The 12,214-nt window shown below is 67.4% G+C and carries 11 protein-coding genes; 2 read left to right on the top strand and 9 right to left on the bottom strand.

What is annotated here, in order from left to right; translation table 11 throughout:
- Positions 1–61: 61 nt before the first annotated feature.
- Both J2X45_RS18155 and J2X45_RS18150 read left to right on the top strand, forming a co-directional pair.
- Positions 62–883, top strand: a complete 822-nt coding sequence (locus tag J2X45_RS18155; RefSeq protein WP_310217653.1) for an SDR family NAD(P)-dependent oxidoreductase — start codon at positions 62–64, stop codon at positions 881–883.
- A gap of 245 nt (positions 884–1,128) precedes the next feature.
- Positions 1,129–1,821: a TorF family putative porin gene (locus tag J2X45_RS18150; RefSeq protein ID WP_310217651.1), complete on the top strand. Its 693-nt coding sequence runs from the start codon at positions 1,129–1,131 to the stop codon at positions 1,819–1,821.
- 65 nt (positions 1,822–1,886) lie between these two features.
- Here J2X45_RS18150 and J2X45_RS18145 read toward each other — a convergent pair whose 3' ends face one another.
- The 9 genes from J2X45_RS18145 to J2X45_RS18105 form a co-directional block, all read right to left on the bottom strand.
- On the bottom strand, positions 1,887–3,158 hold the full coding sequence (locus tag J2X45_RS18145) for an MFS transporter (protein WP_310217649.1): 1,272 nt from the start codon (positions 3,156–3,158) through the stop codon (positions 1,887–1,889).
- On the bottom strand, positions 3,155–3,304 hold the full coding sequence (locus J2X45_RS18140) for a hypothetical protein (RefSeq protein WP_310217647.1): 150 nt from the start codon (positions 3,302–3,304) through the stop codon (positions 3,155–3,157). Before J2X45_RS18140 ends, J2X45_RS18145 begins: the two co-directional genes overlap by 4 nt.
- Positions 3,304–5,712, bottom strand: coding sequence for a TonB-dependent receptor (locus tag J2X45_RS18135; protein ID WP_310217645.1), 2,409 nt, complete (start codon positions 5,710–5,712; stop codon positions 3,304–3,306). Before J2X45_RS18135 ends, J2X45_RS18140 begins: the two co-directional genes overlap by 1 nt.
- Before the next feature lie 171 nt (positions 5,713–5,883).
- Positions 5,884–6,600: a GntR family transcriptional regulator gene (locus tag J2X45_RS18130; protein WP_310217643.1), complete on the bottom strand. Its 717-nt coding sequence runs from the start codon at positions 6,598–6,600 to the stop codon at positions 5,884–5,886.
- Positions 6,601–7,023: 423 nt separating this feature from the next.
- Positions 7,024–7,836, bottom strand: a complete 813-nt coding sequence (locus tag J2X45_RS18125) for a MetQ/NlpA family ABC transporter substrate-binding protein (RefSeq protein ID WP_310217733.1) — start codon at positions 7,834–7,836, stop codon at positions 7,024–7,026.
- A gap of 95 nt (positions 7,837–7,931) precedes the next feature.
- On the bottom strand, positions 7,932–8,279 hold the full coding sequence (locus tag J2X45_RS18120) for a hypothetical protein (RefSeq protein ID WP_310217641.1): 348 nt from the start codon (positions 8,277–8,279) through the stop codon (positions 7,932–7,934).
- 10 nt (positions 8,280–8,289) lie between these two features.
- Positions 8,290–8,949, bottom strand: a complete 660-nt coding sequence (locus tag J2X45_RS18115; RefSeq protein WP_310217639.1) for a methionine ABC transporter permease — start codon at positions 8,947–8,949, stop codon at positions 8,290–8,292.
- Positions 8,946–9,944: a methionine ABC transporter ATP-binding protein gene (locus J2X45_RS18110; protein WP_310217637.1), complete on the bottom strand. Its 999-nt coding sequence runs from the start codon at positions 9,942–9,944 to the stop codon at positions 8,946–8,948. The genes J2X45_RS18115 and J2X45_RS18110 overlap by 4 nt, the downstream gene beginning before the upstream one ends.
- A gap of 93 nt (positions 9,945–10,037) precedes the next feature.
- On the bottom strand, positions 10,038–12,116 hold the full coding sequence (locus J2X45_RS18105; RefSeq protein WP_310217634.1) for an ATP-binding protein: 2,079 nt from the start codon (positions 12,114–12,116) through the stop codon (positions 10,038–10,040).
- Positions 12,117–12,214: the final 98 nt, after the last annotated feature.

Raw genomic sequence — 12,214 nt, 5'->3', positions numbered from 1 at the left:
ATTTAGGCCTCCGCGCCCCGCGAGACAAGCGCGCGGCGCCCCGCTACAAGGTCGCAAACAGATGTTCGGGAGAGACGCGATGTCGGGACGGGATTTCGAAGGCTTCACCGTAGTGGTCACCGGCGGCTCCACCGGACTTGGCCGCGCGATCGCCGTGGAGACCGCCCGACGCGGCGCGGGTCTCGTGGTGATCAACTTCGCGCGCAGCGCCGAAGAGGCCGAAGAGACCGCCAGGCTCGTCCAGGCCGAAGGCGCCAAGGCGGTCCTGGCCCAGGGCGATGTCTCCAGCGACGAGGACTGCCGCAGGATCGCTGCGGCCGCCGACGCCTCGGGCCGCATCGACGCCCTGTTCAACAACGCCGGCATGACCAAGTTCGCGCCGAACCACGCCGACCTCGACGCGGTGAACGCCGAGGACTTCCTGCGCCTCTATTCGGTGAACGTGGTCGGGGCGTTCCAGATGGTCCGCGCCGCCCGCTCCCTGTTGGAGTCCGCCCCGTCACCGGGCGCGGTTGTGAACACGTCGTCGATCGCCGGTGTGGTGGGCAACGGTTCGTCCGTGCCCTACGCCGCCTCCAAGGGGGCGATGACGACCATGACCCTGTCGCTGGCGCGCGCGCTCGCGCCCCGGATTCGGGTCAACGCGGTTTGTCCGGGCTTCATCGACACGCCGTGGTTCGGAAAGGCGATGGACGCTGAGCGAGTCGATCGTCTGCGCGCCGGCGCGGCCGCCGCAACGCCGTTGAAAGTGGCTTCCACCGCAGAAGATATCGCCGGCGCCGCTGTCTTTCTGGCGTCTCCTGCGTCGCGGCACGTCACCGGCGAGACCCTGCTGGTCGACGGGGGCCTGCACCTCGGCGGCGCAAGCCTTTCCATGCGGTAAAGACACAGCCAAGCTGGATTCGCTTTTCAGGCGCATGTGGCCGAGCGGCGTCAATATTGAAGCAAAATCGTCACACAACGCCCAAAGTTTGAGCCTCAGGCGCCCTTCGCACTGGCGTTCATCGCCCCTCGATTGCACTTAAGGACGTGGCCCCGACTAATCGGTGGGGGACGCAAATGCGCTTGCAGGCGCGGTTGGCGGCTGGGAACCAACCCGGTCGACGACACAGACAAGGGGATAGAACTATGAAAGCCATGAAGATTGCGCTGGCCGCGGCCGCCGCCACGGTCGCCCTCGCGGGCGCCGCCTCGGCTCAGGAGCTGAAGGCCTCGTACAACCTCGGCATCACCAGCGACTACGTTTTCCGCGGCGTGAGCCAGACCCAGGAAGATCCGGCCCTGCAGGGCGGCGTGGATCTGTCCTACGGCGTCGCCTATGCGGGCGTCTGGGCTTCGAACGTCGACTTTGGCGCCAACGACCCGACCACGGAAATCGACTTCTACGCCGGCGTGAAGCCGACCGTGGGCGACACCTCGCTGGACTTCGGCGTGCTGTACTATGGCTACACCAAGGACAAGGGCCTGACCCCCGGCTCGTACAGCTACGTGGAACTGAAGGCCGCCGCCTCGCGCGCTTTTGGCCCGGCTACGCTGGGCGCCGCCGTCTACTACTCGCCGGAATATCCGGGCAAGGGTGGCGGTGCGACCTACTTCGAAGCCAACGCCGCCATGCCGGTCGCTGAAAAGCTGACCCTGTCGGGCGCCGTCGGTCACCAGACCATCAAGAACTACGCCGACTACAGCACCTGGAACGTGGGCCTGGCCTACGCCCTGACCGACAAGCTGGCCGCTGACCTGCGCTACCACGACACCAGCGAACACGGCCTCGGCAAGATCTATGACAGCCGCGTGGTCGTCAGCCTGAAGGCCGCTTTCTAAGCGATCCTACAGGATAGACATCGAAGCCGCCCCGGCTCCCCCGGGGCGGCTTTTTTGTATCCGAGTCAAGCTGTGGGCGTGCGGGGCGGCCGCATCGCCAGGACCGCAACGAACACCACGGCGGTGACCGCGGCGAAGAGCTCAAAGGTCGGTGTGAAGCCGCCCAGCCGGTCGCGCATGGCGCCGGCGATGAACGGCCCCGCCGCCGACACCGCGCCCACGAGGCACATCAAAGAGAAGAGCTCCAGATTGCTCTGACGGCCATAGTAGTTGAGCAGCAGCACGGTCACAGCCAGGACCGTCAGGCCAAAGCCCACGCCCGTCCCGATCGCATAGACCAGCATCAGGGCCGGCGTCGTCGCCTTGGCCAGGGCGAGCAGGCCGACCACCAGCATGGCCTGGGCGACAATCAGCAGCCAACGCGGGTCCACCCGGTCTCCCAGGGCTCCCCCGGCGAGGCGCGCGAGCGTCTGCATCAGGGCCTCAAGGCTCAGCATCTTGGCGGCGAGGGCTCCAGCCGCCACCGCCGCGACGCCCGCCGCGACGCCGATTTCAGTCAGGTGCGACACCGACACGCTGGCCACCGTGACGCCGACCAGCAGGTGCGAGAAATAGGCCGCCACCAGGATATAGAATTGCGGCGTCCGCAGCGCCTGGCGGACGGTCCATTCGTGCGCGGTGCGATAGACACGGGCGTTGGCGGGCGCTTGCCGCGCCGCCTGCTCGACCTCTTCATCGACCTCATGCGCGGCGGCCGCCAGCCACTGGGAGCCGCCCACCATCAGGGCGCAGGCGCCGCCGACGACGACAGCCAGAACCGCCTGCACGATCCAGAAGGCGCGCCAGTCGCCGCCGCTGGCGTCCATCAAGGTCAGCACCATCCAAGGCCCGGCGGCGCCCCCAAGCGATCCGAAGGTGAAGTAGACGCCGAACGGCAAGGCGCGCTCGCGAAACAGGGCCGACAGCACGTGCGTGCCCGGGATCAGGGCCGCCATCTGAAAGCCGACGCCGCACGCCGCAGCCCCGGCGTAGTAGCTCATCAGGCTTTCAGCATTGGCCAAGCCGACGAACCCGGCGGCCAGCACCACGGCGCCGACCAGCAAGGTTGCGCGCACGCCGATCCGTCGGATCAGGATCGCCGGCAGCCAGGACGAGGCGCCGGTGAAGACGCCGAGCACCGAAAAGCCCAGGAACGCCTTCTCGAAGCTCCAGTTCAGGTCGCCGATCATGGCCGGAAGCACCACGCCCAGCGAGCCGTAGGTCGAGGCGGTGATCAGGAACAGCAGCAGGCTGAACGCCGCCACCAGAAGCCAAGGACGAAAGCGAGAAGCGGTCACCGACAACCCTCCTCACCCGCAAGGCGGGGGAGGTGGCGCGACGCGCAGCGTCGTGACGGCGGGGGCGTTAGGACCGCCGGCGCCCCCTCCACCGCTTCGCGGTCCCCCTCCCCCGTTTCACGAGGGAGGATGCTTTGCTCGATCATCAGAAGGTCCGCTTCAGGGTGGCCCGCCACTCACGGCCCTTGCCGGGCAAGGCGCCGAGGTTGGCGTAGGTGTCGGCGTCGGGGGTGAAATAGAACGTATCGAACAGGTTATCGACATTGACCGACAAAGTGTAAGGCCCGCGCGTCACATAGGCCGACGCATTGACCACCTCATAGGCCGGATAGCGCACCGCGTTCTGCACCGTCCCCGACGTGCGACCCACATGGCTGACGCCCAGCGTCGCGCCAGCCTGACCCCAGTCGTAGCCCTTGCTGGTGTAGGTCCCGTAGAGGCTGAGCACCGACTTCGGCGTCAGGGTGTAGGCGTAGTCGCCGCCGCGCCCCGGCAGGCCGGCGAAGCTCCACACCACATACGAGCCGCCATAGGCCTGCGCCCCCGGCACGCCGGCCGTATAGGCGGGGATGTACTGGAACGAGGTGTCCGGCCCCTTGATGTTGGTGCGCTGGTTGTTGCCGGCGAAGGTGAGGGACAGCCGCTCGGAGGCCAGCCAGCGGATCTCCAGCTCCACGCCCTTGGCGCGCGTACCTTGGACGGTGGGCGGGGCGATGGCGCCGGTGATCTGGGTGCGGTTCTGGCGATAGGCCGCCAGCGAACCGATCAGGGTTCCGCGCAACAGCTGGAACTTCACCCCGGCCTCGGCGAGATCGGAGCTCGAGAGCCACGAGCCGTCGGCCACCAGACCCGGCGCGATATCGCCGCCCTGACTCATCTCCAGCGCCGCGGCCTTGGCGTAGCTGGCGTAGGGCATCAGGCCGATCGGCAGCGTGTAGGTCAGGCTGGCGTTCCAGGTCGCCTTGTTCCGCTCGGCCGTCTTCTGGCCGGTGACGGTATAGCTGAGGAAGCCGGTGTCCTGGCTTTCGACGCTGTAGCGATCCCAGCGACCACCCAGGACCAGGTTCAGCCGGCCGATATCGATGTCGGAGGTGACGAAGACGCCGGTCTGTTTCCAGGTGGAACGGTTGTCGTTCTCCCACTTCAGCCCGATGCCGCCCGGCTCGTCGTCGAACGGGCTGTCGATGATGTCGGTCGGGGTGGCGCCAAAGCTGATGTCGCGGCGGTCCAGCGCGATCATGCCGCTGTTGTAGCTTTCGCGCCGCCGCCCCTCGAACCAGCGGTGGGAGCCACCGACCAGGGTGCGGGCGCTGGCCGGGCCGACGGTGGTCGGGAAGGCGTAGGTCAGGCGGATCTCGCTGACCTTGGCGTCGATCGCCGACGGATAACCGTAGGAGACGTAACGCTTGTTGTCCTGACGGTCGTGGAACAGCTGCAGCTTCAGCGCGCGATCCTCGCCCAGGTCCTTGGCCAGATCGACGTACAGCGTCTGGGTGTCCGTCTTCGAGAAGTCTGTGGGGCTGATATAGACCGTGCGCCGGTCCAGCTTGGTGGTCCCGACGCCGACGTCCAGCGTATGGACCGCATCGGTGCTGAAGAACCCGTAGTACGGAATATAGAGCGCGCTGGCGTAGGGATAGAAGCCGACCTCGTTGGGCGTCAGCCGGCCGTTGCCGTCCGTATCTTTCAGCGTCGAGTCGCGGCCGGTGATGTAGGTGCGGTTGTCGATCAGGTCCTGGGTCAGGCGGTTCCAGCCCGGCGTCTGCACGTCGCCCCGCGAGCGGAACAGCATGCCGCCGAAAGCGGTGCTCCAGCCGTTCCCCAGGTCGAAATCGGACGACAGCTCCAGGGTCTGGTGACGCGGATAGATCCCCTTGTAGAAGCTGTGGCTATCCTCGGCCTCGCCGTAGACATAGACCCCGCCCTCAGCGCTGCCGAGGCTCACCGGCGCGCCGAACTGGGCGGTGAGCAGCTTCTTGTTGTAGCTGCCGAAGGTGGCGCTCACCTCCCCTTCCGGTCCGGCCAGGAAACGGCCCTCGTCGCGGGCGGACTTGGGGATGAAGTTGACCAGGCCCCCAACCTTGCCCGCGCCGTACACGGGCGTCGGCGGGCCGCGCAGGATCTCGATGCGCGCCGCGCCGCCGATCGGGGTCGAGTAGGTCCCCCGGTTCTCCACGCGCTTGAAGCCGCGGAAGTAGTTCTCGGCCAGGGTGCCGCGAATGTTCAGCGAGCCGGGCACGCCATAGAAGCTGGCCGTATGCGTGCCGGGCGCGACCTTGGTGGCGCCGTCCAGCGTCAGGACGCCGTAGCGCTCCAGCGTCAGGTCGCTGACCAGGCTGGCCGAGCGGGGAGTCTCGATCAGCGGCTTGTCGATCCCGAACACCGTCTGGCTGGGCTCTTTCTCCAGCAGGCCGGCCTTGTCGCGCGCCACGATCACCACCGCATCGACCCGGTCGGACAACTGGGTGTCGGCCAGAGCGGGTGACGCGGCGGCCAGGGCCAGGAGGCTGGCGGACACAAGAATGCGCGGAGACGACATGGATCGAGCCTTCACGGCGCCGGATAGGGGTCCCGGCGGTCACGGCTCGATATCTGGTGATCTCTTGATCTTCGTCAAAATGCCTTCTGACATTTTACATGAGATTGCGAAGAGACTGTGACCCGAATGCTGCAGCTTACGTAAAGGGAACTAGCGCCCTAGGATGAAGGCCTTGGGCGATGCGATCTAGGATCGAGCGCCGGCCTCGGGCTGAACATCGAGGATCCGCAGCATCGCCCGCCGCGAGCCCTCGGCGTCGCCGCTGGCGATGACTCGCGCGACCTGGCGATGCTCCTCGATCTCATCCAGCAGCTCCTGTTCAGACGCGCCATTGAACGAGAACACCCAGAAGCGGGCGGCCTTGTGCTGCAGCGGGATCAGGATACGGGCCAGGGCCAGATTGCCTGAGGCGCGGGCGACGGCGGCGTGGAAACGCAGGTCCATCGCCACCAGGGCCGGCAGGTCGCAGGTTCGCGCGGCCTCCTCCCCGTCGGCGAAGACGTCGTACATCGCCTGGGCCTCGGCCTTTGAGGCGTTCCTGGCGGCCAGTTGGGCGCAGTGCGGCTCGATCAGCACGCGCGCCTCATAGCCCTGGCGCAGCTCCACCAGGTCGAGCGGCGCGACGGTGGTGCCCGAGCGGGCCCGGCGGATCACGAGGCCTTCCAAGGCCAGGCGGCCCAGCGCGTCGCGCACCCCGGCCAGACCCGTGTCGTAGTGGGCGGCCAGCGATTGCTCGTCCAGGCGTCCGCCCGCCGGCAGTTCACCCAGGATCAGGTCCAGCAGGATCCGTTCATAGACCTTGGTCTTCTGCAGCTCCGGCGCCCAGTCCTCGAGCCCCGAGGAGTTGGCGACATCCAGCACCAGACGACGTCCGGCGGGCGATTTCAGCGACGGCGAGGCCATGGGTGATCCGTAAGCGGCGGGCGCTGATAGGTAGAGTGAAATGTCAGGCAGCGCCAATAATTCCTCGCCCCAGGGGAGCGGTGTCGGCTCGAAGAGGCGACGGAGCGGGAAAGGCCGGGACGGGACGCCCCCCTCCAGTCGCGACGTCCAGAACCCCAGCCCACGTGGACGGCCAGCGCCGCTAGGGCGGGTCGGGGCGCAGCATGCAATGGGACACGCTGAAGGTCCGCTTCCAGAGCCGGCGTCGTTTCCTGCTTTCGACCCATTGAGGACGTCGCGCAAAACCCTCTCTCTTAGAGAGAGGGATTCCTTGAGGCCGCTTTCCACCCGCTGTGGCCATCATCACAGTCCGCCTGCGGCCCAGACTGTCCCGTCAGCGACCTGCGCTGCGCCCTCCCCCACTAGGGCGAGGACTTCCCCCCCCTAGAACGCCGGGACCACCGCACCGGCGTACTTCTGCTCCAGGAACACCTTGACCTCGGGCGTGGTCAGCGCCGCGGCCAGTTTCTTGACGCGCGGGTCGTCCTTGTTGTCGGGGCGGCCGACCAGATAGTTCACATAGGGGCTGGTCTTGTCCTCGATGATCAGGGCGTCCTTGCTGGGGTTCAGCTTGGCGTCGAGGGCGTAGTTGGTGTTGATCACCGCCAGATCGACCTGGTTGAGCACGCGCGGCAGGGCCGGCGCCTCCAGCTCCTTGAACTTCAGGTTCTTCGGGTTGCTGGTGATGTCGCGCAGGCTGGTGAGCGGGTTCTTGAGGTCCTTGATGGCGATGACGCCGTTCTTGGCCAGCAGGATCAGAGCGCGGCCCTCGGTCGAGGCGTCATTGGGGATGGCGATCACAGCGCCGTTCGGAACCTCGGCGATCGACTTCCACTTGGCCGAATAGGTCCCGATCGGCTCGACGTGGACGCCCTGCAGCGGGATCAGGTTCGTCCCCTTGTCGCGGTTAAAGCTCTCCAGATACGGCAGGGTCTGGAAGTAGCTGACGTCGATGCGCTTTTCGGCGACCTGGGTGTTGGGCTGGACGTAGTCGTTGAACACCTTGATGTCGATGTTCAGGCCCTGCTGCGCCAGCTTCGGCTTGATGAACTCCAGCACCTCGGCGTGCGGCACGGCGGTTGCGGCCACGGTCAGGGTGTTGGGGTCGCTGGCCTTAGGGGCCTTCGGGCCGCAGGCGGTCAGCGCCAAGGCGGCGAGGCTGAGGGCGACGAAGGCACGGCGGGCGACCATGAACAGCTCCATAAAGGCGATCTAGCGGTAGGCTTTTGCCCTGATACGCATCACGCACGAAATCAGATTTCCTGACGAGCCCTCAAGAAGAGAGCGGACGCTCAGGCTTCTTCGTCCACGTCGTTAGCGACGTCCGGCGGCCCCTGGATGATCCAGCTGGCCACGAAGTCGGGCTCGTCGCCCAAGAGGCTGGTGACGCCCGCCTCGGCCTTCTGGATCGCCGAGGTTTGGGGTGGCAGGGTGTAGGTGTCGCCGTCGTGCTCGCCCAAGAGGTCCAGCACGATGCCCTCGTGCTCGGTGGCGTCGATGACCACGCCGAAGAACTGCTGGCGCTCCTGCACCTCGCCCTCATCGTCGAGGAAGGTCAGGTTCATCAGCAGGGTCTTGCCGATCAGGCTCTCGGCGACAGCGGCGTTCCAGTGGGGGTCGTGGTCGGCTTCGATCGTCATGTTCACAGACCTACTTGTGCGAAACGCGGCGCACCACCGCGTCGCCGATCATCTGCAGCACCTGGACCAGCACCAGCATCAGCACCACGGTCACAACCATCACGTCGGTCTGGAAGCGCTGATAGCCGAAGCGGATGGCCAGGTCGCCAAGACCGCCAGCCCCGACCACGCCGGCCATGGCGGTGTAGGAGACCAGCGCCACCGCCGTCACCGTCGCCGCAGCGACGAGGCCCGGCAGCGCCTCGGGCAAAAGCGCGCCCAGCACCACCTGACGCCGCTTGGCGCCCATGGCGAAGCTGGCCTCGATGACGCCCTTGTCGACCTCGCGCAGGGCGGTCTCGACCAGGCGCGCAAAGAACGGCGCCGCGCCGGCCACCAGCGGCGGGATCGCGCCGGCAACGCCCAGCGAGGTGCCGACCAGCGCCACGGTCAGCGGGATCATCACGATCAACAGGATCACGAACGGCACCGAGCGCAGGATGTTGACCAGCAGCGACAGCGCCCCGTTGGCCAGCCGGTTCTCCAGCATCTGGCCCTTGCCGGTCAGGAACAGGATGACGCCCAGCGGCAGGCCGACCGCGATGGTGAGCACCATGGCCCCCCCGAGCATGGCCAGGGTGTCCAGCGTGGCCTGGCCGATCTCGCTCCAGTCAATGTTCGAGGCGCTCATTGGGCGGTCTCCCCGGAAAGTTCATCCACGCCCACGCCGGCGGCCTGGAACCGGGCGATGGCGGCGGCCACGTCGCCGCCGGTCAGGGCCAGGGTCAGTTGGCCATAAGGCGTCTCGCGCAGGCGGTGAATGCGGCCGCCCAGGATCGAGTAGTCGACGCCGGTGGCCCGCGCCACTTCGCCCAACACCGGCTTGTAGGTCGCCTCGCCCTTGAAGGTCAGGCGCACCAAGCGCCCGCCTACGCCCGGCGCGGCGGAAACCTCGCCCTCGGCCTCGCGCACGAAGCGTCGGGCCGTGTCGCTGGCCGGATGCAGAAACACCGACTCGACCGTCCCCGTCTCCACCACGCGGCCAGCCTCCAGCACGGCCACGCGGTCGCAGACGCGACGCACCACGTCCATCTCGTGCGTGATCAGCACGATGGTGAGGCCCAACTCGCGGTTCAGGCCCGAGATCAGATCGAGAATCTGTTCGGTCGTCTCCGGATCCAGCGCGCTGGTGGCTTCGTCGCAGAGCAGGACCTTGGGATTGGTGGCCAAGGCGCGGGCGATGCCGACGCGCTGCTTCTGGCCGCCGGACAGTTGGGCGGGATACTTGTCGGCATGGGCGGTCAGGCCCACGCGCTCCAGCAGCTCGGCCGTGCGCGCCTTGACCTCGGCGGCGGGGCGGCCGGCCAGCTTCAGCGGAAAGGCGACGTTCTGGGCGACCGTCTTGCCGGACAACAGGTTGAAGTGCTGGAAGATCATCCCGACCCGGCGGCGCAGGGCGCGCAGGCCCTCAACGCCCAGGGCGGCGACGTCGTCGCCATCGACGATCACCTTGCCGGCGCTCGGGGTCTCCAAGCCGTTGATCAGCCGGATGAGCGTGGACTTACCCGCGCCCGACGCGCCGATCACGCCGAACACCTCGCCGGCGCCGACCGACAGCGAGACCTCGCGCAGCGCGGGCGCGCCGCCCCGGCCATAGGTTTTAGAGACGTCCTGGAAGGTGATCACGCGGCCAAGTCCAAGCAGGGTTTCGGGCGGCCCCAGGCCGCGAGCCGCCCGATTTAGGCGTTTGCCGGCCAAAGGTGAAGGAAAACCGCCCGGTCAGCGCGTCATGACTTGGCCGATGCCGTCCAGAAGCGCCGCCACCGTGACCGGCTTGGCCACATGTAGGTCGGCCCCGGCCAGCAGCGCCTCCTCACGATGACTGGCCATGGCGTTGGCGCTGAGCATGATGATCGGCGTGCGCCGCCCCTCACCTTCCCGCGCCCGGATTGCGCGCGTCGCGGCCAGACCGTCCATCACTGGCATCTGCATGTCCATCAGCACGACGTCGAAGACGTCGGACGCCGTGGCCTCCACGGCTTGGGCGCCGTTTTCCACGACGGTCACGTCGGCGCCGCACGGTTCGAGGATCAGTTGGACCACGCGCTGGTTGATCGGGTGATCCTCGGCCAGAAGAACCTTGAGGCCCTCGTTCTGCAATCGGGGGCTCATGGCGTCGCTCTCGGCGCTCGGCTCGAGGTTCGCGCGGTTCAACGGCAGCATGACCTTGAAGACGCTGCCGGCGCCGGGGCTGGACCGCGCGGAGATCTCACCGCCCATCATGTCGACCAGGGTCTTGCTGATCGACAGGCCCAGACCCGATCCGCCGAACCGTCGCGTGATCGTGCTGTCGGCCTGGCTGAAGCGCTGGAAGATCATGTCGGCCTTGTCGGCGTCGAACCCGACGCCCGTGTCCTCGACCTCCACGCGGAGGAGCGCGTCATGGCCTTTGCCTGGCTCGTCAAGGTCGACGCGCACGATCACCTCGCCGCGGTCGGTGAACTTCACCGCGTTGGACAAGAGATTGCTCAGCACCTGGCTGATCCGCACGCTGTCGCCGAGGAAGCCGCCGGTCGCCGCCGGGCTGCGCTCCAGGCGAACGCCGACGCCCTTGTCCTTGGCGCGGAGCCGCGTGACATCCAGCAGACCGTCCAGCAAGGCGACCAGGTCGAAGGCCTGCGGCTGGATCGTCATCTGCCCAGCTTCAATCTTCGCCACATCAAGGATGTCGGACACGAGGCGCTCGAGGGTCTGGCCCGAACGCCGGATCATATCGACCATCTCGGCCTGTTTGGCCGTCAGCGGCGTCTCCCCCAGCGCCGCCGCCAGGGCGACGACGCCGTTCAGCGGCGTGCGGATCTCGTGGCTCATATTGGCGAGGAAGTCGTTCTTGGCCCGGTTGGCCGCCTCTGCGGCGTCGCGGGCCTCGGCCATCTCCGCCTGGGCGCGCAGGCGATCGGTGACGTCGCGCGCGACGCCGAAAACAAGATCGCCACAACGCCGGGCGCGCCATTCCAGAGGGCAATAGGAGCCGTCGGCGCGCCGATAGCGGTTGACGAAGCCGTTGACCTCGCCGTCCGCCTTCGCCTCGGCCTCGCGCATGTAGGCGCGCGTTGTCTCCACGTCGTCAGGATGCAGCCAGGACAGCAAGCGCTGGCCTTCCAGGGCCTCTACGGAATGCCCCAGAACCGTCTCCCAGGCCTGGTTCACCTTCACAAAGCGCCCCTGCATGTCACGGATACAGAGCAGGTCGGCCGAGACGTCGAAGAAGCTGGAGAGGTTCCGCGCCGTCTCCAGCGCTTCCTCGGCCAGTCGCCGGGCGCGCGCCTCGCTGGCCGCCAGCTCCTCCTCCGCGCGACGGCGATCGATCGCAAACGCCGCAAGCTGGGCCGCCGCCTCGATGAACGCGATGTCCTCCTTGTTGGGCTTGCTGATCTCACGTTGGTAGATCGCAAAGGTGCCGACCACCGTGCCGTCGGAGACGCGGATCGGCTCGGACCAACAGGCGGCCAGACCCGCCTCCGCCGCCAGTTCCTGATAACCGACCCACAGCGGGCTCGACTGGATGTCGTCAACCATCACGCGCCGCCCCAGATGGGCGGCGGTGCCACACGAGCCGACCGACGGTCCGATCTCCACCCCCTCGATCGCTTCGTTGTAGAAGGTCGGCAGGCTCGGCGCCGCGCCCATGTGCAGGCGGCGTCGGTCGGCGTCCAGCAACAGAATGCTGCAGAGGATCTTGGGGTCCTCAGCCTCGACGGCCTGCACGATGGCTTTCAGGGCCGAGGCCAAGGGCTTGCCGCCGGCGATGAGGTTCATCGTCCGCCGGAAGGCGCGATGAGCGGCCGTTCGACTCATGGTGGTGTCTCCCGAACGGTGACCTTGCCACGGGAAATGCGCTCTGATCCAGCGCGCCCCATCGACCGGCAGCCGCGACACAACGGCGCGGAGGCGCC

Origin of the sequence: Caulobacter sp. BE264, assembly GCF_031457805.1 — a bacterium.
In the GTDB taxonomy this organism is placed as follows: Bacteria; Pseudomonadota; Alphaproteobacteria; order Caulobacterales; family Caulobacteraceae; genus Caulobacter.
This window is presented reverse-complemented; position numbering and strand designations above follow the sequence as displayed.